Source organism: Streptomyces sp. NBC_00285 (assembly GCF_036174265.1).
Lineage (GTDB): Bacteria > Actinomycetota > Actinomycetes > Streptomycetales > Streptomycetaceae > Streptomyces.
On record NZ_CP108055.1, the window covers coordinates 62423 to 87643 of the forward strand.

Consider the following 25221-nt stretch of genomic DNA (forward strand, 5'->3'; position numbering starts at 1 on the left):
GGTCCGCATCCTCTGGAGGACGCCATGCTCGCTACCGTCATCACCACGGCGGCCTGCGCCACCGTCGCCGCCCCGGCCGTCGGCCTCCTCGGGCGCCGCGCGTTCGTCCGCTCCGCCAGTGCCCGCCGGCTGCGCATCACCGGCAGCCACGGCATCGACGAGCAGTACTTCGCCACGATCGGCGGCCTCGATCAGTGGCTCCACATCCGCGGCGAGGACCGCGCCAACCCGGTCATCGTGGAACTGCACGGCGGCCCCGGCTCGTCCAACTCGATCCTGGCGGGCGTCTCCCGCGACTGGGAGAGCCACGTCACCCTGGTGCGCTGGGACATGCGCGGCACCGGCAAGACCCTGCGCCGCTCCGGGACGGACGGCCAGGGCAAGTTGTCCTTCGAGCGGCTGGTGCAGGACGCCGTAGAGGTGGTGGAGCACGTCCGCGAGCGCCTCGGCGTGCAGCAGGTCATCCTGCTCGGGTGCTCCTTCGGCAGCGCCATTGCGATGCGCATCGCACGCACCCACCCGCACCTCGTCAGCGCGTACATCGGCACCGATCAGAAGATCTTCGACGGCGGCCGGGACACCACCGACTACTACGCCGCCCTGGACCGGCTGGCCCAGGCAGGCAAGCAGAAGGAACTGGCCGCCGTCCGCGAGATGGGCCCCGACCAGCGGAGCTGGAGCGCCGAGCAGTTCAGCCACTTCAGCCGCTTTGCCTCCGCCACCGACCCCTACACGTTCGCCGCGATGAAGTCCGTGGTGATGAAGTCGCTGTGGTACTCGCCCCTGCACTCGCTGCGCGAGATCGTCACCTTCTTCAAGAGCTTCATGGTCTCCGCCATCGTGCTGCCGGACACCGCGGCCTTCGACGACTGGGCCGACGGCACCCGCTTCGACGTCCCGTTCTTCATCATCCAAGGCGCCTGCGACCTGGTGAACACACCCGCTCGCGCCCGCGCCTACTTCGACGACGTCCAGGCACCGGTCAAGGCATTCACCCTCATCGAAGACGCCGGCCACTTCGCCATCTACAAACGCCCTGAGGTCTTCCTCGATCTCCTCCAGACCCGCATCCTGCCCACCCTCCCCGCCACCCGATGAAGCACCAGCCCACGAGGCGAGGACCGCGCAGCGTTCCGTCACCCACCGCACCGCATTTCGTCGGTGTCCCTATGGCTGCGGAGGGGACAGTGTCCCCGGGCCTCACCCCTAGCCCATGGGGAAGATCGTTCGGCTGAAGCCCCATGGAGCCCTCGCCGCGAGGCGAACGCCTGCAACTGATCATCGCCGACAGCGATCCCCCGCCCATCACCAGCGACTCCTTCGGCAAGGTGGAGTTCGACTACGAGAACCCCATGGTGCCCGGCGTCGACCACCCCGGCCCCGACCACGCCGGCCGCCTCGAAAGCGAACCGGACGGCTGACCTCCGAGTAGGCCTGCCGGCGCCGCGACCCGCTGGTCGGTGCAGAGGTCCGCCGGGCTGCCAGATGTGATGGTCAGTGGTAGGCGCTCACGGCCGCCAGATAGAGGGCGCAGGCCGTACCGATGGCACTGCCGCCGATCAGGAGGGCCGTACCGGGGTGGGTGCCTGCACGCCAGGCGGTGAAAGCGGCGGCGCAGCCGATATGCACGGCCACGGACAGCGCCAGAAGCAGAGTCAGCACCTGAAGCGTGGACATCGCGGTGTCTCCTTGGGTGGGTGGTCCTCCCGGTGTACGGACCGATTGAGTGGGACGCTGCCTGTCCGGGGCCGCTCCTGCCCCTATCTACCGCAAAGTTGGATAAGTCTGCTGCCGGACTGCTGGTCGCGGGCCTAAGGTTTCTGGTGTCCGGCGTGTCCGTTCCGGACACCGGGACACCTGCACGTACGGGGCGCGCGATGGGCACGACACCGGACTTCTTCGAGGACCTGCGGCGGGTGGGCGCGCTCAAGAAGAACCTGCTGAGCGGACAGCCGCCGGACAACACACTGTCCAAGGTCCCGGGTGCGCCGAAATCCGGGGACACGGTCGGCGCGTGGCTGCGGGGGGCGTGCCTTCCTCAGCGGTTGGAGCCGCTGCTGGCCATCCTGCGGGAAATCAAGGTGGAGGCCGCCCGCCAAGGCGTCCTCGACAGCCCGGCCAACGGGTCAACGGGCGAAAGCGTTGCCGAGTTGCTGGCCGAGGACCGCTGGGACCGGACGTGGAAGACGGAGCGGCAAAGGCAGACCCGGTCGAACCAGACGGCGGGCGAACGTAAGCAGGCCCGCAGGGCCCTGGAGGACAGGGACCGGCTCGCCCGTCAGGCGGCGCTGACGGACCGTCCTCGCCCGGTACGGTCCTGGACTCCACAGCGGCTCGGAGTACACCCGGCGATTCCGGGACACCAGACAGATTCCAGCGACGCCGGGTCGTTCTGCCCGCCTACGTACCCCGCCCCCATGACAGCCGACTGCGCTCGCGTCTGGGCGCGGCGGTGGCCAACGAGGCCTCGCTACTGGTGGTGGTGCGCGGGGAGTCGTGCACCGGCAAGACCCGCACCGCGGTCGAGGCCCTCACAGCGGCCGTGCCCGACGACTTCCAGCTGCTCTTCCCCACCGATGCCGACAGCCTCCTGGCCGCGCTGGCCGCAGACGTCCTTAGCCCGCGCAGCGTGCTCTGGCTGAACGAGGCCCAGGACTACCTCGACGGCCCGGTCGGCGAGGCCGCCGCGGCCGCACTGCTGCGCCGCACCCTGCAGGGTCAGGTGTTGCAACCACCTTTAGAACCCAAGGTTGTTGGGTGGGGCCAAGACTCATCGGTGAAGCCAACCGGCCGGCTCGTTCGGACTTCGACAATCCCGAGCTGGACAGGAGGCCCCGCCTTCATGCACGTCGGAGCCGGAGATCACGCAACCGAGTCACCGCACTCGAACTGGCGCCCAAATGGATCGCTGCGCAAGACGGCTTCTCGCGCCTGCTGTCTGTAGTTGGTCACAGGAAGTAGTGGCCTTGTTCGATGTCCTCGATGAGGCCGGGGTGGGTGGGCTTCCATCCCAGGAGTTGCTGGGTGATGCTGCTGGAGGCGGGCATGTCGGTGCTGAGGAGGCGCACGAGCATCCCGTTGAACTCCTCGGCGGGCAGAGAGTGTGCGGGTAGGTCGAGGTGTCGGCCGATGGCCTCGGCGATCTCGCGGACCGGCACGCCGTCGTCGCCGACGGCGTTGAGGACGGAGCCGGCGGGTGCCTGCTCGACGGCAAGGCGGTAGAGGGTCGCGGCGTCCTTGACGTGGACGGCGGGCCAGCGGCTGGTGCCGTCGCCGATGTAGCCGCAGACGCCCTTGGCCCGGGCCGTGGCGATGAGCTGGGGAACGAAGCCGTGACGCTCCCCCTGGCCGTGGACCGAGCGGGGCAGCATGACCAGAGAGGTGCGCACGCCCGTTTCTGCTGCTGCGAGCGCTGCCTTCATGTTGGCGATGCGGGCGGCGACGGGTCCTGCCGCGACGAGTTCGTCGTGCTCGGTCGCGGGCCGGCCGGGTGTCACGAGTGTGGCGCCGGAGATCACAAGGGGCCTGCCGGAGCCGGCGAGGGCGGCGGCGAACGTCTCGATGGCCTTGGCGTCCGTCCCCGTCGCGGCCTCGCTCATGCTGGGAGTGACGAAGGCCAGGTGGATGACGCCGTCGCTGCCCAGGGCGCCGGCGCGCAGCACGTCGGTGTCGTTCAGGTCGCCGCGCAGCACCTCCGCTCCCATCGCGGCGACCGCGTGTGCGGAGGCGTCCGAGCGGGCCAGCCCGAGGACCTGGTGCCCGGTGTTGATGAGTTCGGGGACGACGGCTGAGCCGATCCAGCCGGAAGCACCGGTGACGAAGATACGCATGAGAGGGACTCCTTGGTGACGGCGCGACCGAGGACGCGCAGCTCAGATTCGCTCGCGGGAGACTGATGCGACCCTGTTGCATCAACAGTAGCGCGGCCATGCGACTAGGTCGCATCATTTGCGAGATGATGCGACCTGGTCGCTTCGCATAGACTGCGACGGTGAGCAGATGGGCACCGGACGCACGTGAACGCCTGGAGAGCGCAGCGTTGGACCTGTTCGTGGAAAACGGGTTCGACCAGACGACCGTCGCGCAGATCGCGGATCGCGCCGGCTTGAACCGCGCCACCTTCTTCCGCCACTTCACCGACAAACGCGAGGTCCTGTTCGGCGGCGAGGACGTACTGGCCGGCCTGTTCGCCGACGGCATCCGCGCCGCCGCTGCGGACGCGACGCTCGCGCAGTGCCTGCGGGCGGCGTTCGCGGCCACCGACCCGGTCATGACCCCGCAGCGGCGCGCCAAGGCCGTCCAGCGCAGGCGGGTGGTCGCGGCCAACAGCGACCTGCAGGAGCGGGGACTGCTCAAGCACGCCCGGATCGCCGCGTCGATCAGTACCGCGCTGCGCGAACGCGGCACGGACGAGCTGACCGCCCGACTGGGCGCGGAAGTGGCGATGCTCGCCTTCGCCATCGCCGCCGAGCGCTGGCTGAAGGCGGACGACGACGAACCGTTCCCGCCCCTCGCCCAAGCAGCCCTGAGCGACCTTCAGGTGCGCGCCGCCGAGCTCGACACGAGAACGCCAGCGCCTGCAGTCCTTCCTGTGGGTACGGGCGGCTAAGGAGGCTACGGGTACAGGTCATGAGGGCGTTGCCCGGTGCCCTCTCCCCCGAGTGGGACAGCCGCCTCCAATCACGCGCTGGGCGTAGCCGGGAGGGGCTGTGACAGGCGGGGCAGGGGCCAGGTCGGATCCCATCGCCAGCCGGCCCACGCGGCGAGGTCCGCGAAGGGGCCGGAGGGTTCTTGGATCATCGCGAGGACCTGGGTGCGGGCGGCGTCCACGGCCCGGTGCTCGGTGACGATGCCGAGCCGTCGTACGTGCGCGTACTCGTCTTCGTCCTTCCACGTGAGAACCGTGCGGATGCTGACCAACCAGGGCATGGACCAGGACTCCCCGCTGTCCTGCCTGCTGGTCGGCCAACCGACGCTCAGACGCACCATGAAACTCGCCGTCCTCGCCGCCCTGGAGCAGCTCGGTCTCGGTCTCGGTCTCGGTCTCGGTCTCGGTCTCGGTCTCGGTCTCGCAGCGATGCGACCATCGAGGGGCGCTGGCCATCGTGCGTGGCCTTGCCCTCTTCCTTGCCGACGAACGTGGCATGCCGGACTGGGCACTTGCCGACCTCCAAGACGTCGAAGCCTTCCTGGCCGGTCAGCCCAAGGACCGGCAGCGTCGACCGGTCGTGCTCGGACGGCAAGGCAGCCCCCTCCGGCGACGTCGAACAGATGGCTCTGGGCAGCCAGACCTCCGAGAACACCGTTCCCGGGGCGACGAGACCCTCGCCGAGGCAGGTGGGAGCACAGCATCGACGGCCGCTGCATCCACCGGCGAGCCCCGGGACAACGGCAAGATCCGCTACAGCTGCCACCTCGCAGAATCATCTCCTCACCTCCTCCGCCTCAGGTACCGACTCCGCGTACCTGAGGCGGAGGCGGCGCAGGCAAGGGATGGGGACAGTGGAAGCCTCCTCAGCCGCACCATGTCTGACGTGCGGCGGGACGTCATTACCGATTGCTGCAGAAGGGCTGGCCCCGACATGTTCGCCACGCAGAGGCGCGAGGTCGCACCGCTCTCGCCGTACCGTTTCGCGCTGAAAAGGGTCGCGGGATGTCTCGGCACCGGACTCGCGCTGGGTGTCATGACGAACCTGGCGCAGGGCTGGCTGCCGGGCAGCTGGAATCAGATCGCCAACTCGGGGGCGGTCTGGTCGGCGGTCGCCTTCGTCGCCGGCGCCCTGCTGGCGGACCGGGGCGTGCGGGTGGCGGTGGCCGGAGGGCTGGCCGCGGAGGTGGGCCTGGTCACCGGCTACTACGGGTTCGCCGAATTCGGCCGTGGCGGTATGGGCATGCTGACAACCGGGCTGGTGTGGCTGGTCATGGCGGTCGTAGCCGGACCGCTGTTCGGCGCCGCCGGGGCATGGTGGCGGCGCGGCAGCCTCAACCGCCGTATCGTCGGGGGCGCCGCATTGGCCGGAGCGATCGGCACGGAGGCCGCCCACTACGCCTTCGTGCTGAGGTACATGCCGCAGGCCTGGGTGTGTGCGGTGCTCATGGTGGCGCTGCCTCTGGCGATGGGGCGCGGCAACCGTGAGCGGGCGCTGACGCTGGCGGCAACCATGTCACTAGCACTGTGCGCCTACGCGGTCGTCTACCAGGGTTTCCTCGGGTCGGTTCTGGGCTGACCGGCCCCGAAACAGGTGGAGAATCGGTTTGAGTGTCTCTTGGCTCCGGCGTGCTTGGGCTCCGGACGCGGCCGTCGGCCTCGCTGTCCTTCTCCTGGGGCTCCTGGAGGTGGCCTGGCGCGCTCCGTCCACGGCCGACGGCCGACAGCTCCTGCTGGTCGTGAGCGCCGCGACGGTGGTCGGCGGGAGCCGGCGCGCACCGGGTGCGGCGCTCGCGCTGGCCGCGCTGGTGAGCGTGGCCCAAGTGCTGGCCGCCGCCCCGTTCCTGCTCGTCCAGGTCGGCGAGGCGAGCGTGCTGTTCGGCTGTGCCCGGTGGGGGAACCGGGCGACCGTGTGGCTGAGTGGCCTGGCCGCCCCCCTCGCCGCCGGCCTGGTCCTGCTGCACGCCGCCGCGGGTGGCCCGCTGCCGATCACGGGGCCCCTCGACGGGCTGAGCGTCTGGCTCAGCCAATCCGGGGCGAACTGGGCGTACGCCGTGCTGGTCACCGCCGTGACGCTTCTCGGGCTGCCCTGGCTGGCCGGGCTGACGGTCCGCTTCGCGGAGCGCGCCCGCGCCGCGAAGCGGTCGCAGGAAGCCGCCGAGGCGGACACGGAACGCGCGCACGCCGAACGCTCCCAGGCCCAGGAGATCGCCGCGCTCCAGGAGGAGCAGGCGCGCCTGGCCAGGGATGTCCACGATGTCGTCGGCCACTCGCTGGCGGTGATCCTCGCGCAGGCCGAGTCGGCCCAGTACCTTCCCGACGACGAGGACGCACGGGACGACATGAAGAGGATCATGCAGAACATCGCGACATCGGCCCGTAGCTCCCTGCAGGACGTACGGCACGTGCTGACCGGCGCCCCCGCGGACGCCGGCGGACGGGCGGGGCGCCTGGACGACATCCTGACCGGGGTGCGCGCGGGCGGCCAGGAAGTCATCCACACCGAGCACGGCACCGAACGTCCCCTGGCGCCCGATGCACGGAACGTGGCCCTGCGTGTGCTGCAGGAATCGCTCACCAACGCCGTCAAGCACGGCCGCAGAAGTGTTCCGGTCCGTCTGGACCGCCACTGGCCGCAGCGGCCCGGGGAGCACGAACTGCGCATCCAGGTGCGGAACGCGATCGCCGCCGAGCCGAAGTCCGTCGCGTCCGCCGGGCTGGGGTTGGCCGGCATGCGGCAGCGCCTCGCCTTGGTGGGTGGCAGGCTCGACATCCAGCGGGGAACCGGCAGCGAAGGCGAGGAATTTCAGGTCACAGCGTGGATTCCGATACGGACGGAGTCCCGATGAACCGGCTCGACGACTCCACCCGCGACATCCGAGTCCTGCTCGTCGACGACCAGCGGCTCTTCCGCGAGGGCGTGCAGGTGATGGTGCAGGCCCAGCCGGACATGACCGTCGTCGGCACCGCCGCCGACGGACACGAAGCGGTCAGCCTCGTCGACGAGCGCCGGCCCGACGTAGTCCTCATGGACATCCGCATGCCGGGCATGGACGGCGTCGAGGCCACCCGGCAGATCTTCCTGCCCTCCCCCACCACCGGCCTCATCCGCCCGCTCCGGGTGGTGGTGCTGACCACGTTCAACCTCGACGACCGGGCCGCCACCGCCATCCGCCACGGCGCCAGCGGTTTCCTCCTCAAGGAAGCCACCCCGCAGCAGTTGTGCAACGCCATTCGCACCGTGCACGCGGGGCACGCGGTGCTCGCCCCCGCCGACCTCATCACCCTCATGGAACAGCAGGTCCGCGCCACAACCCCGGCACCGGTCGCCTTCGGCGCCCTGACGGACAAGGAGCGGGAGGTCTTCGTCGCCGTCGCCCAGGGACTGAGCAACGCCGAGATCGCACGCAGCGTCTTCGCCGGAGAGTCGACGGTCAAGACCCACGTCGGATCCATCCTGCGCAAGCTCGGCTTGCGCGACCGGGTGCAGATCGTGGTGTTCGCCCACGAGCACGGCCTCGTCTGACAACCCGAACCGGCCCAACTCCCTTCCGGCCTTCCCACCTTCTGAACGGAGAGACGATGTGGATCGAATGGATGGAGAGCATCCTGGACGACATCCGATGCGCACGTCCCGCCACACGCGGAGCTGGACCAGGCGGCCCGTACGCTCGGCGGGCCCCTTCCCGACAGCGGGGCTGAACCACTACTGAACGTAGCAGTTGTCAACGGGATCGCGGATTTGCTAATCCACTGCTGACGAACTGCCTACGCTGCTAACGAAGTCGCGGATCCTACACGAGTGTAGGTCCGCAATTGGAGTGTCCCATTCCGCTGTGACGACCTGCGTGTTCTCGCGTTGTCTCATTCAGTTGGCCCGGCATTCCGTCTCACGATCTTGTCCTTTCCGCTGCCCGCACAGGCCGTGCGGAGTCGGTGTCAGTGCTGGGGTCGATGATGGACGGCATCTGTCCTGCGAACGAGAGGCCCCCGTGAGCGCGACCTACGCCCTGACCGCGATCGAAGAGCACGGTGCCCGTCCGGGCCTGGCCGGATTCATCGAGAGCGTGCACTCCTTGACTTCCTCCCCCTCGTGAACGAGGGGAAGTTCCTACGGCTCGCGCCGTGGGGGTTTCTGCTTCATCGCCGACTGCCCCGTCCGGGAGGACTCCCGTTGAGGTCTTACACCAGCTCCCCAGACAGACACCGCCAGCCCGGCGGCCAAAAGATTGTTCGCCGCGTTCACGTCCCGGTCATGGACCGCACCGCACTCACACGTCCACACGCGGACGTTCAGCGGCAGCTCCGCCCGGATAGTGCCGCAGACACCGCACAGTTTCGAGCTGGGGAAGAAACGGTCGACGACCACCAGCTCCCGCCCGTACCAGTCGCTCTTGTACTCCAGCATCGTCCGCAGTTCTCTCCACGAGGCGTCGGAGATCGCACGGGCGAGCGTGTGGTTCTTGACCATGTTGCGGACGGTGAGGTCCTCGATCACGACCGTTTGGTTCTCACGGACGAGCCGAGTGGTCAACTTGTGCAGGAAGTCCCGGCGCCGGTCGGCGATCCGGGCATGGACACGGGCAACCTTGCGGCGCGCCTTGGCCCGGTTCGCACCGTCACCCTTGGCCGTCCGGGACAGTTCCCGCTGGGCTTTGACCAAGCGGGCGCGGTCCTTGCGCTCATGCCGCGGGTTGGTGATCTTCTCCCCGGTGGACAGCGTCAGCAGGGACGTGATCCCCGCGTCAATACCGACCGTGTTCGTGGTGGCCGGGGCGGGTGTGATGGTGTCGTCGCAGAGCAGCGACACGAACCAGCGCCCCGCCGCGTCCTGGGACACCGTCACCGTGGACGGCTGCACCCCCTGAGGCAGCGGCCGCGACCACACGATGTCCAGCGGATCCGCCATCTTGGCGAGGGTCAGCCGGCCTTCACGCAAGCGGAAACCACTGCTGGTGTACTCCGCGCTCCTGCGGGACTTCTTCTTCGACTTGAAGCGCGGGTACTGCGCCTGCTTGCCGAAGAAGCTGGTGAACGCCACCTGCAGATGGCGCAGTGTCTGCTGGAGCGGAACCGACGACACCTCACCCAGGTAGCCCAGCTCCTCCGTCCGCTTCCACGCGGTGAGCATCGCGGAGGTCTGGTTGTAGTTGACCCGCTCCTGCCGCGCCCACGCTTGCGTACGGGCCGCCAGCGCCAGGTTGTAGACCTTCCGCACGCACCCGAAGGTGCGCGACAGCTCAGCCGCCTGCACATCCGTCGGATAGAAGCGGTACTTGAACGCCCGCTTCACCTGCTTCACGGTCATGCTCACAAGCTAGCGCCACTACTGGTTAAGATCAAATCTGCGGGTCAGAGCACTGCGATCCGCCCTGGCGGCGAATCCCAGCTCCCTGCCCTGCTCCGCAGGAGTCCGATTCCTCCCCGGCCTGAAGGCCGGGGTTTCCTCGGAGGTATCCGATGATCAGCGTGGTCGCTGACGAGTTCGACGTTCCGGATTTGGAGCTGACGGTGGTGCTCACCGGCGACATCACGGCGTCGATCCGCGCACGCAGCGAGATCGAGAGGGACTTCACCCCCGAGCGGTCCGGTGGCATCGTGAAGGGCAAGACGATCTGTCTGGCCCGTGACTTCAGCAAGACGGTCATCGTTCTCGACGCTGGCGACGCGGCGGCCGAAGAGGAGTTGGAGCAGGCGGAACTCCTTCACCTGGTCGTGCACGAGTACGGACACGCACTCATCGGCCGGCTTCGTGCAGCAGCCTGTACCCGGCCGCCCAAGACGACCCGTCCCAAGACGCCGGAGGAGGTGGCGGCAATCTGGGCGTACGAGGCCGCCGACAAGTTCCGGTGCGACCAGTTCTCCAACACGCTCCTGGGCCAGTGCATCACCGTGACGCCGAGTGGCGGCGGTGAGTCCCGGCGGTTCACCCTTGCCGATCTCCTCGGCGAGGGCTACCGCGACGCCTTCGCGGGCCTGCTCGATGACGTGCATCCCGGCTGGGCCGACCTGGTCCACGCCTACCAGACACATCAGGTCGGCCTGGACGAGATGTACGAAGGTTTGCTCTTCGGTACTGTCGCGATGCTCAAGCTCATTGCGCACGCCGACGCCGTGCAGAAGCCCGAGCGTCCCGACATTTTTCGTCTGGGAGCACGAGAGCGACAGTCGTCGATGGGTTGCCAACAACCTGCAGGATTACCTCGGCCGTTCGCTTCGAGCGGGCGGCGGCGACTGGTGCCGGCTGTAGTGCGGCAGGCCTCCGACATCGGTCAAACCACCGTCGCCCTCCTGCTCGACTGCGGAGCCCCGCGCGGGCCGGGCAGATCACCGAATTGCAGGGCGATCTCTATGACTCTTCTGTTCCCAGGGCTCGCTGCGCGGCTTGCTGGAAGGCACGGCCTGGCCCGCGTTTTGCCTGCCACGCCTCCTTGAAGCGCTCCGCGTACTCGGGGAGTTGGCCGTGGCCCTCCCCGCCGAGAACCAGTCCATCCCGGCCATCTCCCAGTCGTACATCGCCACGCGCAGTTCCTCAGCCGCCTCCGCAGCGGGCACCGGGCCGGCCACAACTACGGCTGCAACCGCGGTGCTGAACTGGACCCACGCCTCATGCACCTCAGCGAAGGAGGCCCTCCACTGTTCCGGCGTGGACTCCTCGTCCGTTACCAGGTCGGCAACCCGCCACCACGCATTCGACAACAGCTTCGTGCTCGCGATGAGCGCCTCATACGCCTCCCGTCGCGCGTCTTCGCGCCGGTACTCCCGCTCAGCACGCAACTGCCGCTGCTGCAGGGCGAAACGCCGTGGCAAAGCCTCGTCGCCCGCCTGGTGGAGGTGGTGCAGGACGGCCGTCTGCACGGGTGCAGCCTGCCGTCACCGTTCCGTCACAGATAGTCGCCGTACGGAACCCTGCCGCTCTCCCGCCCTGTCTGCACTCACGTACCACCACGACCACGCGTACCGCGGGGCAACAACCGACGACCGAAACCCGCGGACGCGACGACTCAGGGGGACTACAGCATGCGGCACAGCAACAGCATTCACAGGGCGGCTCTGGCGACGACGGCGCTCACGGCCGTCGCGGCGGCGGTGACCGGCATCCTGCCCGGCACCGCCATGGCGGCGAGCACCACCACCTCCACCCCGCCGCCCGCCTGCCCCGCCTCCGCCCTCCAGGTCAGCGCCCGGCAGGCCACCCACCCGCCCGTCGGGACCGGGACCGGAGCGGCGGTCGTGCAGTTCACCAACGCCTCCCGGAAGACGTGCATCCTGAAGGGCCACCCGACAGTCGCGGGCGCCAGCAACGGCTCCCCCGCCCACAACACCCCGCTCAAGGTCACCCCCACCGGCAGGGCGGCCACCGTGACGGTCCGACCGCACGGCAAGGCCTGGGTGAAGCTGACCTTCGTCCAGGTCCAGGGGGAGGGCGACGGCTACTGCGTATCGGGCAAGACCCCGAAGGCGTATCCGACGATGGTCATCGGGCTGCCGCACTCCGGAAAGCACCAGGTCGCCCTGAACGACGGGGTGTGGGCCGAGTGCGACAACAAGGTGACCGTCACCCCAGTCTCGGCGGTCAAGCCTTCCTGACCCCACCGTCCCCACAAAACGAGCAGCCTGCACGACGATCGTGACGCCCTGACCTGCACGTTTACGGGACACTGCATACAGAGTCAAGCTCAGGCCGGTGCGCCTGAGCAGTCCAGGTCGCACCGGCCGAGGCTGTCAGGGCACGTCGGCCAGGCGCCGCGCCCAGAAGGAGCGGTCGGTCCAGCGGGCCTCTTGGGCGTGGATGACACGGTGGCCGCGCAGATATGCGCTCCGTGCGGCCGCGACCTGGTCCGCGTAGGCGCCGAGGGACGAGTCCGCGCCGTCAGGAACGCCACTCAGGCGGGCGTCGACGGCCAGGCCCGCGCTCAGCCCGGTGTAGAGGGCGGTCAGCACGCCCTGGGAGGAGAGCGGGTCGAAGGAGACCGCCGCGTCACCGGCGGCGGTCCAGCCGTCTCCGTACACCCGGTCCAGGTGCGCCGTGTGCGCGGCGGCCCGGCGGGGCGCGGTGGGTGACGTGGGCGGGGGCCCGTCCCGGTGGACCCATCGGGACACGTGGCGGGTAGCCGACATCCGTCGGTGGAAGTGGCGTGCGGTGTGGGTGGCGGCCGGCAGGTCGGTGTCGGTGAAGTAGGCGACCAGGCGCCCGCCGGAGGGCTGCGGGGCGGTGTACCACCAGCCGTCCTCGTCGGACTCGACGAGGGAGCGGCGGTCGGTGTCCAGCGGGTCCGCTTCCAGGGGCACGTACAGGGCTGTGAGCCGGTCCCGGACCCGCCGCCGGGCCCCGCACCGGACCGCTATCGCGGCGGCGCGGCCGGTGGCGTCGATCACCCAGCGGCAGCGCACCGTACGCTCGCCACCGGACGCGGACCCGGACGCGGACCCGCCTCCGCCTGCGGACCCGCCCCCGGACCCGGACCCGGAACCGGCCTCGGACCCCGGCCCGGTATCGGACCCGCTCCCGCCCCCGGACCCGGAACCGCCCCCCGACCCGCTACCGGCAGGGCCCCTGCCGCCGCGCAGGACCAGAGTCCAGCCGCCGTCCGGCGTCCGCGTCGTTTCGCGTACGGCCGTGCCCTCGGCGACCTCCGCCCCCGCCGCGCGGGAGGCGTCGCGCAGTCGCTGGTCGAACAGCCGTCGGTCGAGGTGCCAGCCATGGCCGTGCGGGTCGTTGATGAAGTCCACGGCGTGCAGGTCGGCCGAACCCCACGCCGAAAGACTGCCGTAGCAGGGCAGATGGCCGGAGTCGAGAACGCGGTCGGCTATGCCGAGGTCGCCGAGCAGGACCCGCCCGGCGGGTACGAGCGTCTCGCCGACCTTGGGCGGCCCGGTGCCGGCGTCCGCCAGCAGGACCGTACGGCCCGCCCGGGCAAGCATGAGCGCGGCGGCGCAGCCGGCCGGGCCGCCGCCCGCCACCACGACGTCGTAGGTGTCCGCGCCGAGAGCGAGGGCGGCGCTCACCGCGCGTCGCGGAAGGGGTCGAGTTTCTCGAGGTATCCGGCGGTGATCTCCTCCTCGCGGTAGCCGGTCGCCCTGGCCGCTTCGCCGACCGCCCGCGCCGCCGACTCGGCCTCGACGGCTTCGGGGGCGAGCATTCCCTCGGGCGAGCGGCCTGCCGCCGCGGCCAACACGTGCGGACCCACCTCGGGCACCTGCACGTTGACGAGGTTCGCCCTGTCCGGTGCCTGAGCGAGCGGTTGTGCCGGGCGCGACTCCACCAGGATCCGTGCGGGGAACTTCCCGTCGCCCACGGTGTAGTCGCGCACCTCGACGACGCCGAGTTTGAACCAGTCCTTGATCATCTGGGTGCGCTGCTCGTTCATGGTGCCGCTGAGTCCGCGCAGCCAGGTCGCCCGCCGCTCGAACGCCTCCTCCCGGGCGCTGTCGTCGCTCCCGGCCGACGGCGTGTTGACCTTCTCGAAGTCCTCCAGCTTGAGCACATGGTTGGGCACCTGCGCAGGCCAGAAGGTCGGCAGGTACGGGCTGTAGCGGGGCCCCAGGTTGGCCAGCACCTCGTAGCCCGAGCGGCAGCTCGCGGTGTCCGCCTGCCAGGGCGCGGCCATCCAGCGGGTGAGGTCACCGGGGCCCTGCGCCTGCAGGGGGCCGGTGGCGGAGACCGCCTCGTCCGGAAGCAGGGTGGGCCCGTAGTCGGGTTCCGCGGTGGCGGGGGCGCGGTGCCGGATGCGGAAGGGGGCGCTGAACATGCTCGCGTGCCTGATCGGCCAGGTGACCTCGATCCCCGGGTGGAACGCGTCGGCGGCGCAGCCCTCCAGGGCCGCCCGGTCCAGCAGCCCCGGCTGCTCGGCGACGGGGGCGTCGTCGACCGTGGGGCGCGGCTGGCGCAGGGGTCCGGCCACGAACGCCCCGTCCGCCCAGCGCTGCAGCATCCAGTCCTGGGTGGGCGACAGCGCCAGGTGCTGCAGCACGGACTTGGGCTTGCTGGCCATGGCGTCGCCGTACAGCCACGGCCACGGCAGCGGGGACTTTCCGTCGCGGTTGTAGTCGCGCAAGGAGGCGTACACCTGGCGGCGCAGTTCCCGGGTTCGGTTGGACGGATCGGCGAGCCTCTTGCGCATCGTCGGGGAGAGGAAGAAGTTGGGGCCGTTCCAGCCGAACTGGGTCGCGAAACCGTGGTTGACCCACTGCAGATCGCAGAACCTGCGGAATATCGGCTCGATGTGATCGGTGTACGAGATCTGCTGCGGGCGGGTCAGCGAACCGGCCTGGACGAAGACGTCGAAGAGCAGGTCGTAGAGGGTACGGACGGACTTCACGCCGGGGGCGTAGTGCGGAGGTCCCACCACGACCCACGCCGGGACGGCAGTCAGATCGTGGCCGTCGATTGTGACCTTCGCTGTCACCGGGCCGTCGGACACGTCGTCGTACCAGGTGTCGTTGTTGGTGACCCCGGTGATCGGCTTGTTCTTGTAGGAGGCGGAGTTTCCCCGGCCGCCGAGCACCACCAGGCGGCCGTCGGAACGGGTGGAGATCTCGCCGAGGTACACCGCCTTGTCCATGACTTTGCCGGTGTCGAACTTCTGCGTCTCGGTCTTCGAGCCGCGAACGGTGCGGCTGCCGGGATCGTTGACCAGCTTCTTCCTGCCGGCGCCCACGACGTCGGCGTTGCGTCGGCCGTACTGCGCCGCCGTGAGCGTCTTGCCCTCGGGGATGTCCAGCGCCAGATGGAACTGGTACCAGGCGGCCTTCTTGTTGGCCAGACGCACCGTCCACTGGATCTCGGTGACACCCTCGCTGCCTGGCTTCAGTTCCCGTACGACCTCCCCGGCGGCGTTGTAGCCGTACACACGAAATCGTGCGGCCTGCCTCCGTATCGCCCCGGAAGCGTCCTTGTAGGAGCCGGCGCCCGCCGCTTTCTGGTCCGGTGATTCCGGGCCGATGAAAGGTGCCTCCGCGCTGTTGCCGACCCGCGCGACACCGATAGCGGGGTGGATCTTCACCTGCACGATGTGACTGTCCATCAAAGAACCCTCCGTTGTGGATTCAACCGGTCGAAGGTATGCGGTCGCACATGAAGAGGGCGCAGGCCAAGCCCGCGTTCCGAAGGCGGGGCTCGGGTCAGGGCCCTGGCCGAGCGTGGACCGTGGGCGCTTGCCTCCGTGTCGCTCGCCTTCTTCCTCGTGTCCCTGGCCATCGGCATCGAAAGCCCGGTAGAGATGAGCTACCGCCAAGCGGTGACACCGGACCGGCTGCGCGGACGGATGAACGCGACGATCCGCTCGATGAACTGGGGAATGGTAGCGGTGGGGGCACCACTGGGCGGAGTACTCGCCGACCAGGTCAGCTATCGCTTCGCCCTGTGGATCGGACTGTCCGGAGCAGTCATCCAGGCACTCGTACTGGCCACTTCACCCACCCGCAGGGCCCGCACTGCCGACGAACTCCATCCCTCGGCGTCTGACCTGACGCGACCTGGCACAGAAGCAGCCGCCGGGGAAAGTAAGGACTGAGCAGCTCGCGGTCGCATTTTGTGCGCGGGCCGCCCGCGTGCTGGCGAGTCGGTAATAGTAGGTGTTTTTGAACGTGGCCGAGGACTGAGGCTCCGGAAAAGCGTTCGGGCCTGAGTAGTAGCTCGCGTAGGGTTCCCCAGTTGCCGAGCTGAAAAGGTGGATGTGGACGTGGCACCTCGGGAAGTGACGCGAGACCAGTTGGCGGGGGCGGCCCGGGCCGCGTTGGGTGGCGGCCGGAGGCTGGAGGCGGTCGAGCGACTCACAGGCGGCACCACGAAGGGCGTGTACCGCCTGACGATGAACGACGCCACGACGGCGATCGCCTACCTGTGGCAGGAAGCGGAGAACTACTGGCCAGCGGCTGAAGGCGACGGCGACCTCACCGACCCCTTCTCGCCCGGTGTCGGACTTGACCTCTTCGAGGCCAGCCACTCGCGCCTAGCCTCGCTCGGCCTGAGGGTCCCCGAGGTCCACCTGGTGGACCGCGACCGCACTCACTACCCGGCCGACCTGGCGATCGTGGAGGACTTCCCCGGCGAGGACCTGATGGACTTGTTCAACCGCGACCCGCGCGCCGCTGAGCCGACGATGGCACGCCTCGCCGATGCCCTGGCGGCGATGCGACGCCATCGAGCGCCGTCCTTCGGCAAGGTGGCCCAGATCGACAAGGGGGGAACGTCCAAGGCGGCGTCCTGCGAGGAGGCAGCGCTCACGTTCGCGCTACGTTGCCTCGCCGAGGCCGCGTCCCGTGACAGGAGGATCGCGGACGCCCGCGGCAGGCTAGACGAGCGGCTGCGTGAACTCGCCGCGGCGGTGCGGCCTCGAGCCGAGTACTCGGTCGTCCATGGCGAGCTGGGGCTGGACCACGTGCTGGTGGACCGGGACGGTAACCCCGTCGTGATCGACTTTGAAGAGCTGCTGTACTTCGACGTCGAGTGGGAGCACGTGTTCCTGCGGCTCCGCCACTCCGAGGACCAATACCGGCGGTTGGCGGTGGAGGACCTCGACGAGGACCGACTCGCCCTCTACAAGCTCACCCAGCACCTGTCACTGACGGCGGGGCCGCTCCGGCTGCTCGACGGAGACTTCCCCGACCGGGCGTTCATGCAGGGAATTGCCGAGCATCACTTGAACCAGGCGCTGGCGCAGGTCTCAGTGGTTTAGAGGTCGCGCAGATAGGCGTGTGCTCATGGGCGGCGGTTCGGGCGTCCGTCCCAGCGGTGGGTCGTCCATGCCTGACGGATCAGGCTACGTACGGTGATGATGGTGTCGGCGAGGTCGAAGAATGCGTCGATGACAGTGGTCCGGCGCTCGTAGCAGCGGGCGAGGCGGTGGAAGGTGTTCTGCCAGGCGTGGGTCCGTTCGCCATGCCAGCGCTGGCTTGCCTGGATCGGTGCCTTCTCGCCCTTGTGCGCGATGCGGCCGTGCAGGCCGCGTTCGTCGAGCAGGGCGCGGCTCTTGTCCGAGTCGTAGCCGGCGTCCAGGTGCACGGTGATGTCGTCGGGCAGCGGTCCGAGGTCGTCCAGGCGGTCCAGGGTCGGGGCGAGCAGTGGGGAGTCGTGGCGGTTGGCTCCGGCCAGGACGCGGCCCAGTGGAATGCCGTAACCGTCCGTCATACCCGAGCGTTTCAGGCCCTGTTTGCCGCGGTCGACCGGTGAACGCCCCGCCACCTCGCCGCCACCAGGAGCTTTGGTGATGGAGCCGTCGACGGCGATCTGGTCGAGGAGGAGGCCGACGATCCGGTCGTAGGACTCCAGCGCGATCTGTTTGAGTTTGGCGAAGATGCCGAGCCGGATCCACTCGTCGCGGCGGTTGCGGATCGTGGTGGCCGAGCAGGTCGTGTCGGAGATCGCCTGGTAGGAGCAGCCGAATCGCAGGAGCTGCACCAGCTTGTCGAAGATGATCCGGTCGCTGGTGCGTGGGCGGTGGCAGCCCAGTGGATGGTCCGGGTGGTACCCCGGCCGCTCGGGCAGCAGGGCGGCGAATTGGCCCCAGAGTGGTTCGGTCAGCCATGATGGCAGTACAGGCACAGGTCTCCCCGGTGATCACAGAGCGTCGCAACTCCATGATCACCAAGACCTGTGCCTGCCTCACTGCCGGGGTCCACCAACGCGCCTATCTGCGCGACCTCTTAGTCATCGAGGGAGCACCCGGGCTGTTTCGCCCAGCCGGTCCGCGGGTTTTTGCGGGTGAAGCGTCGGGTCATCATGGTGATGAGTGCCCAGTTCAGGTGCGCTTCGGAGTGCTGCGGGAGGCGTTCGTAGTCGCGTGCGTTGCGGCGGGCGTTCCCCGATCCCGTGGGGCAAGTTCTCCACCGTCGCAGATCATCAACAGGCTCACCGGTGGCTGCAGTTCATGGCGAACATCGGTCGAGCACCGAACACGATCACTCCGCGCGGAGACAACGGCGGCCAATAGCCGCGCTCATCCCTGGTGCGGATCAAGGAGGAACCAGTAGTTCACCGTGGGTCCCTGCGCAGCAAGCCCACCTCCGAGGGATTCGTAGAGGGACCGGGCCGCCACGTTCGCCTCCCCGGTGGTCAAGAGCATCTTCGTGGCCCCGGCCTTCGCCCCAGCCTCCATGAAGGCGCCAAGAAGATCCCGTCCGACGCCCCGACGGCGATGTGCTTCCGCCACCTCAAGTTGGTGGACATAAAGCATCGATGACGAGTCCGGACGGGCCAGATGGTGCCCCCAGCACCACCCAAGGATCTCTGTCTCATCGGCCGCCACGAAGGCGAGTGCGCTGGGCGTGTCAGCAAACGCCCAAACCACATCGGCCTCCTCGACTCCACGGAAGTGGCGGACCGCCCGCTCAAGCAGTGACAGGTCGTCTCTCGAAATCTGTGTGATCACGGCCTCATACTGCCTCGCTCGCTTAAGAGTCGGTGCCGGTCTCGATGCTGGCGCAGCAGGGCCCGGTACGACATCCTGTCCGGGCATTGCGGCGGATCGCTGGGCACTCGCAACCCACTTCGGTCTCGACCCGGCCAGCAGGGCTGATTCAAAGTCTTCGGGTCATGGAAACGTGCAGGTCGCTGGGGTGTGATGATCCGGTGGAAGTCCGTCACGAAGACAACGAAGCTCCGGTTGACGGGGTGACCTTCCCAAGTCGCCCTGCCCGTCCGGAGCTTCGATGTGCCGCCAGAGTGCCACTGTCTGCCTGACCAAGTCGCCCACCGCCGCCCAGCGCGGCGTGAACGGTGTTGCCGAACGGCTGGCCGTTCTTCGCGATCCACGAGATCGCCGAGGACGGCGCCATTCGCTGGTATCGGTCCTGCTCACCGCCTGCTGCGCGGTGCCGGCCGGGGCTCGCTCCTATCTGGCCGTGGGCCAGTGGGCCCGTCACGCGCCTCTGGACGCACTGGCCCGTCTCGGCGTGCGCGCCGCCGGCCCGCTGGGCGTGCGCCGCGCACCGTCCAGCTCCACCATCCGCCGCCTGCTGACTCTCGTATGCCCCGGTGGGCTTGCCGACCTGCTCGGATGCGACCCCGCGGGCAGTTGGCACCTGGCCGTGGACGGCAAGGCTGCCCGCGGCTCGCGCACGGACACCGGCCCGGCCGCCCACCTGCTCTCCGCCGTCCTGGAAGGCGGACGCACCGTCAGCCAGCTGCGGGTGCCGGACAAGACCACCGAGATCACCGGCTTCACGAAACTGCTGTCCCCGTTCGACCTGGCCGGTGTCGTGGTGACCGCCGACGCCCTGCACACCCACCGTGACCACGCCAGGTGGCTGGTCGAAGCGAAGGATGCGCACTACCTGCTCGTGGTCAAGCGGAACCAGCCGACGCTGCACAACGCGTTGCGGTCACTGCCATGGAAGGAGGTGACCGCCCGCCGCTACGACCGCGAGACGGGGCACGGGCGACGTGAGACCCGCTCGGTGCGCACCCTCACCGTCACCAGTCTCGGGCTGGACTCCCCGCACGTGGCGCAGGCCGCGAAGATCCACCGGCACCGCACCGACCTCAAGACCGGCAAGATCACCCGCCAGACCGTCTACGCCATCACCGACCTGACGGCGCGTGCGCCATCTCCCCAGGCCATCGGCCAACTCGCCCGCACGCAATGGGGCATCGAGGCCGTGCACCACGTCAAAGACACCACGTTCGGCGAGGACGCCTCGAAGATCCGCACCAGACACGGACCGCAGAACATGGCCACCCTGCGCAGCTTCGCGATCCACACCCTACGCACCGCCAGGCACCACAGCATCGCCGCCGGCCTGCGCGAGCTCTCCTACACACCCTTCACCCGCCCACTGGACCTGATCGGACTGCCCTGACCAGCAACACCACATGATCACCAGGACTTTGAATCAGTCCTGGCGCCCACGTGGAGCAGGAAGGCCCGTTATTCCTCCGGCAGTTGCACTGCCTATCTGAGCCTCGAGCTCGGCAAGCTCGCCTTGGGTAAGCGGATCCTCCACGACCCACTTGTGCCCCAGTGCACCGAAAACCTTGCTGGCCGCAGAGCCTGCACCGGCCGCCTCAACTCGCTGATCAGGCCGCCAGCGAGAGCAGACATACCGAGCCAGTCCGAAGCTCCTCGCCAAGATCGTGTTACGAGCCATAAAGGGTCCGCCAGTATACTGGCGGACCCTTTATGGAGCGCAGCTATCCGACTTGCGAATTGCGCAGCCTTTACGCCTCTTCCTCTTCCGCGTAGAGCTCTCCGGTGTAATGGCCCTTGACCCACTGCACTTGCGTAGGCCTGAAACCGGTCCCTTCCCGATAATACTCTTCCACAACCGGACGAATGCTAGACAAAGGCAGCGCGCTGACTCGGTCGAAGAAGGTAGGGCACCCCGGATCAGAAAGGACCTTGGGATCCGGTTCCGGCGGGGCAGGATTCAGGGACACCCACGCATGGTTCGCGACATCATGACCGATCTCCGCCGACACTCTCTGGGAAATAATTCCCTCACAGTACCAGAGGATTCCTGCATATTCCGACGAAAAATTAATTCCGACCGAAAGTACGTTGTCTGGAGGTGACGCGTACACCTTGTCTGATACTACGTCCCAGATCACCTGGAAAGCCAAGTCCACTGAGGACTTAAGTCGGTGACCTTCAGCGAATACCGAATCAAGGTATTCGCTTACGTCACTTTGGGTTTCCAGGTATGCCGGTGTCTCTCCCAGCACCTTCAGTGTCATTAAGGCCTCGCTCCGTACAGAACCTTCTTACCCCCAGGATAGTACACTGTGAGCTTCGAGCCGACCGGCAGGATGTACCCCACCGCGTCCACGCAGTTCTGTGCCTTGTCGCATACGCCAGCGTTGTTGTTGATGACGACTGTGGCATTTTTTATGTTGTTGTTGTCCATCCAGACTGCATATTTTGTTTCGACATGAGAAGATGCTTTGTACTTCGCGTTCTTGGTCGCCGGGAAGCCCTTCTTCCCAGCCAGGCGCTTTTGCGCCTCCGCCCACAGCGGATCGTCGTACGCATTCCCTTCGCCGTCATACCACTTCTCACCACTCTTCATTTGAGCGATTCCTGGCGGAAGATCGGGAATGGGGTTCCCGCTATCGTCGAGCAGTTCGCCAACCGTCCTGTCCCCAGTTTTCCACTCGGGGAGACCGTCAAGAATTTCCCCGACTTTCTTCAGCAATGCAGGACAAGAATCTTCGGCGGCCGCAAAGCGTTGAGTTCCGGATTCAGCCAGACACTCAACAGCACGGCGGGCTGCACGGGCATCCATGAGGGCGTCGACGCCCTCTTCGAATTTTCCGAGAAGCTTGAGCTTTCCCCATGGGAGGACGCCCACGGCAGCCATCGCACAGTCTGCAGCGGTAGGGTCCAAAATGCATTTTTCGATGTCCGCGAGGCCGGTTATCTCCCACACAACGGTGTGTGTGGTGGTGCCGGGCGTGACTGCTTCGTAGATCCACCGGAAGATGGGTAGTTGGCAGGGTGCGGGGGCGAACCGGCCCGGCACACAGGTCTTTTTGCGGGGACCTTCTTGTGCCTTGCGGTTTTCTTCGGCCTGGCGGTTTGCTTCTTCCAGCTCCGCTTCGGCGAGCTGGCGCGTCCGCTCCCAGGCGGCGCTGGCCTCTGCCTTGGCCTCGTCTGCGCTCTTACCTGCGGCAAGAGCAGAGGCATGCGCGTCATCCTTCGCCTTGTCCGCTCTTCTTGCCGATTCGCGGGCATAGGCGGCAGAGAATTCTGCTTCGGCCGCCGAGTCTTCGGCGGCTTCGGCGGCACTATCTGCCCGGTTGGCGGCATCGCGTGCGGTTGCGGCGGAGGCTGCGGCCTCGGCGGCGCTGCTTTCGGCGGCATCGGCGGAAGCGTCAGCATCGGCAGCGTGTTCTGCGGCCTGCTGGGCAGATGTCGCAGCCTTGTTGGAGGCTTCTGTGGCTTCCTTCGTCGCGTTGACAGCCTTGGCGGCGGCTTCGGCGGCACGCCAGGCGTCCTCGTGTGCCTTGGCCGCAATCATCGACCCTTCGGCCAGGAGGCCTTGGAGGTGATGGTTGTGGGTGGTGGAGAGGTCGTCCTTCCGTTGGGCCATGTACTGGTCGACGGTGACGAACTCGTGGATCAGTTCGGCGGGGCCAGCCAGTGCGATCGTGGCGGCCGCCTTGAGCTCGGGGCCTCCTTCGGTGGCCAGCCGTGCGGTGAGGATCCGTTCGTCCTGGAGCCGCTTGCCGTACTGTCCCGCCTGCAGAAACGCGGCGAGTGTCTTGGGGTTTCCGTCCTTGAGCGTGGCCTCCGCGGCCTCACTGAGGTACGTGCCGCCCACAGTGGCCAGGTGGGCGACCTCGACCCGCGCTTCGGTGTTCCCGGTTTCGTACTGGCCGGTGGTGTAGAAGGCCTCGATCTGTTCCGAGGTGCCGGCGAGGGCGCTGGTTGCCGCGGTGCGGACGGATTCGAACGGGCTTTGCGTGCTGAGGTTGACGACCCGCTGCCGGATGTCGTTCTGATCGGCCTCTTTCCAGCGGGTGCGCAGGTAGTCCAGGACGTCTTGGTCGGTTCCGGACAAGGCGCGGGCGGCGGCTTCCTGCTGCCAGGGGCCGAGCAGCTTCATGGCCTGCATGGCAAGCTGGCGGCCCTTGGCGGCGGTGGCCTGGATGTCGACGTCGGGCCTGCCAGCTTCCTGGGCCAGCTCGGCCGCTTCAGTGTCCAGGGACCGGGCCCCGACCTCGGTGGACGCAGACGCCTTGATGGCGGCTTCGGATGCGGCCCTCATCGACCGAGCGCGCTCGATTGCCGCATCGGTGCGGGTGTCGAGTTCGGCGGTCTCGGTCTCCCGCGCCAGGGCGTAGATCTCTTTGGCTTGGTTGACTGCGCTTGTCGCGGCATCCGCAGCGATCTTGGCCTGGTCAGCGTTCTTCTTGGCCGTGGCGGCGTAGGTGGCTGCGTCGCCGGCGTGGGCGGCCGCATCGTCTGCGAAGTCTGCGGCCTTGCGTGCGTGGCCCGCAGCCGAGTTCGCGGCGTCACGTGCGGCGTAGGCGGCCTTCGCGGAACGGGCGGCCAGAGCCGCAGACCGATCGGCGGCTCGATCGGCGGCATCGGCGTGACGGCGTGCCTCAGCCGCGGCGCTCCTGGCCTCGTCCGAGTGCGCACCTGCGGCGTCGGCGTAGTCGTTTGCCTGTATCGCGGCGTCAGCCGCCGCGCGCGCGTTGGTGGCCGCGCCCTTGGCGTTGGTCGCGGCCCGCGCGGCGGCTTCAGAGGCCTTTCCGGCGTTCTCGGCGGCGACCCCCGATGCCTCGGCCGCGTCTGCGGCCTTGCGCGCGTTGGTGGCAGCGGTTCGCGCTGCGGCGGCGTTCTGCGCGTTCTGGCCGGCGGCGACAGCCCGCTTGTGCGCCTCGTCGGCGGCAGTCGCGGCCTTGGCTGCGGCCGAAGCTGTTTGCGCGGCCGCGATTGAAGCCCGTCGAGCAGCCGCGTTGGCTGCATCAGCCGCTCCGATAGCCACCTGGGCGGACTCTGCGGCGGCCCTGGCAGCGTCTGCGGCCTGCCGGGCCTTGACGCTTGCTAGCTTGGCGTCATTCTTGGCGGCCTCAGCCTCCTCTGCCGCATTCTGAGCGGCCTCTTTGGCCAACTTGGAGGCCTCGACCGACTTCGCGGACGCCTCCTCCGCCCGCTCAGTAGCATCCGCAGCCAATTTGCCGGACTGCTTCGCCTGCTTGAGCAGGTCCTCGATATTGGTCTGTTCCACGTCACGGGCGCGTGCCGTGACCTGGCCGATGTCCAGGAACTCGGCGATGTCCTGGGGCGTGCCGCGCAGGGCGAGCGTCGCCGCCGTCTTGACGTTCGGGGTGCCGTTGGTGGCCAGGTAGGCGGTTTCGATCCGGTTGTCGGTCTGCTGGGCCGTGTACTGGCCCTCGCTCAGGAAGAGCGCGCGATCTTCGGCGGAACCCTGGAGGGCGGCCTCGCCCGCCTCCCGTACGTACGTGCCGCCCAAGGTCGTCACCCGGGCGGTTTCGATCCTGTTGTCCTGGTCCTGCGGCTCCTGATAGCCGAAAAGGAGGAAATCCTCCAACTCGGCCGGCGTCTTCTGCAGAGCTGCGACGGCGGCTTCACGAACATAGGGACCACTGGTCATGGCCAGGCGCGCGGACTCGATGCGGTTGTCGGTGTTCTGGATGGACTCGGCGTCCTGGAGAAATTTCCGGACGGCCTCGTCACCGCCAAGCAGCGCCTCTTCGGCGGCTTCCCTCAGACCGGTGCCGCCGGTCCTCCAGTACGTGACAATGTCCGCACGCACACCCTCGGGCAGTGGCGCCGGATCCGCCGCCACTGCCGTGACGGGCGTACCGAGCAGGCCCGCCACCAGACCGGCGGAAATCAACAAGCGCAGCATGCGGCGCCTGGCCATAAATGTTCTTGGTTCTCCAGAGTTAATATCCCTGAAGGGCATTCGCCGTTTCACTCAGCGACTCCTTAATGAATTGATATCGCCCGGACGCACGGGCTCCCACTGCCTTCGGATGGGCAGGCCAATCGACATCCATTTACTTTCGCTTCATGTTCTGAACAGGGATTTTGCCTGCACTTGAAGCCGCTTGATCGTACACACTGACCAGCCACCACAAGCCGAGATAGCCCGCTATG

General features: G+C 68.0%; 21 protein-coding genes and 2 pseudogenes. 12 read left to right on the plus strand and 11 right to left on the minus strand.

Annotated elements, in window-relative coordinates:
* Positions 1–24 precede the first annotated feature (24 nt).
* Together OHT57_RS00370 and OHT57_RS00375 are read left to right on the plus strand one after the other, a co-directional pair.
* A complete protein-coding gene (locus tag OHT57_RS00370; protein WP_328743778.1) occupies positions 25–1098 on the plus strand; it encodes an alpha/beta fold hydrolase in 1074 nt (357 codons plus the stop codon).
* Between the two features lie 143 nt (positions 1099–1241).
* Positions 1242–1421, plus strand: coding sequence for a hypothetical protein (locus OHT57_RS00375; protein ID WP_328743779.1), 180 nt, complete (start codon positions 1242–1244; stop codon positions 1419–1421).
* A gap of 73 nt (positions 1422–1494) precedes the next feature.
* On the opposite strand, the gene OHT57_RS00380 is transcribed toward OHT57_RS00375, so the two are convergent.
* Entirely contained in the window at positions 1495–1677 is a 183-nt protein-coding gene (locus tag OHT57_RS00380) for a hypothetical protein (protein ID WP_328743780.1), read from the minus strand.
* A gap of 775 nt (positions 1678–2452) precedes the next feature.
* On the opposite strand from OHT57_RS00380, the gene OHT57_RS00385 reads away from it, so the two are divergent.
* Complete coding sequence (locus tag OHT57_RS00385) at positions 2453–2944, plus strand: hypothetical protein (protein ID WP_328743781.1); 492 nt, start codon at positions 2453–2455, stop codon at positions 2942–2944.
* Between the two features lie 4 nt (positions 2945–2948).
* Here OHT57_RS00385 and OHT57_RS00390 read toward each other — a convergent pair whose 3' ends face one another.
* Positions 2949–3830, minus strand: a complete 882-nt coding sequence (locus tag OHT57_RS00390; RefSeq protein WP_328743782.1) for an SDR family oxidoreductase — start codon at positions 3828–3830, stop codon at positions 2949–2951.
* Positions 3831–3991: 161 nt separating this feature from the next.
* Between OHT57_RS00390 and OHT57_RS00395 the strand changes: the two genes are divergently transcribed.
* Positions 3992–4609 carry a TetR family transcriptional regulator gene (locus tag OHT57_RS00395; protein ID WP_328743783.1) on the plus strand — a complete coding sequence of 206 codons (618 nt, stop codon included), beginning with the start codon at positions 3992–3994 and terminating at the stop codon, positions 4607–4609.
* 71 nt (positions 4610–4680) lie between these two features.
* On the opposite strand, the gene OHT57_RS00400 is transcribed toward OHT57_RS00395, so the two are convergent.
* On the minus strand, positions 4681–4929 hold the full coding sequence (locus OHT57_RS00400) for a hypothetical protein (protein ID WP_328743784.1): 249 nt from the start codon (positions 4927–4929) through the stop codon (positions 4681–4683).
* Between the two features lie 653 nt (positions 4930–5582).
* Here OHT57_RS00400 and OHT57_RS00405 point away from each other — a divergent pair.
* From OHT57_RS00405 to OHT57_RS00415, 3 genes are read left to right on the plus strand one after another with little or no spacing between them, the layout of a single operon-like run.
* Positions 5583–6227: a DUF6518 family protein gene (locus tag OHT57_RS00405; RefSeq protein WP_328743785.1), complete on the plus strand. Its 645-nt coding sequence runs from the start codon at positions 5583–5585 to the stop codon at positions 6225–6227.
* 28 nt (positions 6228–6255) lie between these two features.
* Complete coding sequence (locus OHT57_RS00410) at positions 6256–7497, plus strand: sensor histidine kinase (protein WP_328743786.1); 1242 nt, start codon at positions 6256–6258, stop codon at positions 7495–7497.
* Positions 7494–8174 carry a response regulator transcription factor gene (locus OHT57_RS00415; RefSeq protein ID WP_328743787.1) on the plus strand — a complete coding sequence of 227 codons (681 nt, stop codon included), beginning with the start codon at positions 7494–7496 and terminating at the stop codon, positions 8172–8174. Before OHT57_RS00410 ends, OHT57_RS00415 begins: the two co-directional genes overlap by 4 nt.
* Positions 8175–8759: 585 nt before the next feature.
* Here OHT57_RS00415 and OHT57_RS00420 read toward each other — a convergent pair.
* The gene (locus OHT57_RS00420) at positions 8760–9956 is read right to left on the minus strand and encodes an RNA-guided endonuclease InsQ/TnpB family protein (RefSeq protein WP_328743788.1); all 1197 of its coding nucleotides are present in this window, start codon (positions 9954–9956) and stop codon (positions 8760–8762) included.
* A 152-nt stretch (positions 9957–10108) separates the two neighbouring features.
* On the opposite strand from OHT57_RS00420, the gene OHT57_RS00425 reads away from it, so the two are divergent.
* Positions 10109–11083: a hypothetical protein gene (locus OHT57_RS00425; protein ID WP_328743789.1), complete on the plus strand. Its 975-nt coding sequence runs from the start codon at positions 10109–10111 to the stop codon at positions 11081–11083.
* Between the two features lie 585 nt (positions 11084–11668).
* The gene (locus OHT57_RS00430) at positions 11669–12238 is read left to right on the plus strand and encodes a DUF4232 domain-containing protein (protein ID WP_328743790.1); all 570 of its coding nucleotides are present in this window, start codon (positions 11669–11671) and stop codon (positions 12236–12238) included.
* A 135-nt stretch (positions 12239–12373) separates the two neighbouring features.
* Here the strand turns inward: OHT57_RS00430 and OHT57_RS00435 are convergent, their stop codons facing one another.
* Complete coding sequence (locus OHT57_RS00435; protein ID WP_328743791.1) at positions 12374–13657, minus strand: NAD(P)/FAD-dependent oxidoreductase; 1284 nt, start codon at positions 13655–13657, stop codon at positions 12374–12376.
* Positions 13654–15675, minus strand: coding sequence for a LodA/GoxA family CTQ-dependent oxidase (locus tag OHT57_RS00440; protein WP_328743792.1), 2022 nt, complete (start codon positions 15673–15675; stop codon positions 13654–13656). The genes OHT57_RS00435 and OHT57_RS00440 overlap by 4 nt, the downstream gene beginning before the upstream one ends.
* A gap of 105 nt (positions 15676–15780) precedes the next feature.
* Here OHT57_RS00440 and OHT57_RS00445 point away from each other — a divergent pair.
* Positions 15781–16164: pseudogene (locus OHT57_RS00445) on the plus strand (MFS transporter); the annotation flags it as partial.
* 183 nt (positions 16165–16347) lie between these two features.
* On the plus strand, positions 16348–17328 hold the full coding sequence (locus OHT57_RS00450) for a phosphotransferase family protein (protein ID WP_328753076.1): 981 nt from the start codon (positions 16348–16350) through the stop codon (positions 17326–17328).
* Between the two features lie 23 nt (positions 17329–17351).
* Here OHT57_RS00450 and OHT57_RS00455 read toward each other — a convergent pair whose 3' ends face one another.
* From OHT57_RS00455 to OHT57_RS00465, 3 genes and pseudogenes are all read right to left on the minus strand, one after another.
* Complete coding sequence (locus tag OHT57_RS00455; protein WP_328743793.1) at positions 17352–18194, minus strand: IS5 family transposase; 843 nt, start codon at positions 18192–18194, stop codon at positions 17352–17354.
* 107 nt (positions 18195–18301) lie between these two features.
* Positions 18302–18451, minus strand: a pseudogene (locus OHT57_RS00460) (IS5-like element IS4811 family transposase); the annotation flags it as partial.
* A gap of 137 nt (positions 18452–18588) precedes the next feature.
* Positions 18589–19020 (minus strand): GNAT family N-acetyltransferase, encoded by a 432-nt coding sequence (locus OHT57_RS00465; RefSeq protein WP_328743794.1) that lies wholly within the window; start codon positions 19018–19020, stop codon positions 18589–18591.
* A gap of 280 nt (positions 19021–19300) precedes the next feature.
* On the opposite strand from OHT57_RS00465, the gene OHT57_RS00470 reads away from it, so the two are divergent.
* Complete coding sequence (locus OHT57_RS00470) at positions 19301–20449, plus strand: ISAs1 family transposase (protein WP_328743795.1); 1149 nt, start codon at positions 19301–19303, stop codon at positions 20447–20449.
* Positions 20450–20807: 358 nt separating this feature from the next.
* On the opposite strand, the gene OHT57_RS00475 is transcribed toward OHT57_RS00470, so the two are convergent.
* Together OHT57_RS00475 and OHT57_RS00480 are read right to left on the minus strand one after the other, a co-directional pair.
* Positions 20808–21323, minus strand: coding sequence for an Imm1 family immunity protein (locus OHT57_RS00475; RefSeq protein WP_328743797.1), 516 nt, complete (start codon positions 21321–21323; stop codon positions 20808–20810).
* Entirely contained in the window at positions 21323–24970 is a 3648-nt protein-coding gene (locus OHT57_RS00480; protein ID WP_328743798.1) for a DddA-like double-stranded DNA deaminase toxin, read from the minus strand. The genes OHT57_RS00475 and OHT57_RS00480 overlap by 1 nt, the downstream gene beginning before the upstream one ends.
* Positions 24971–25221: the final 251 nt, after the last annotated feature.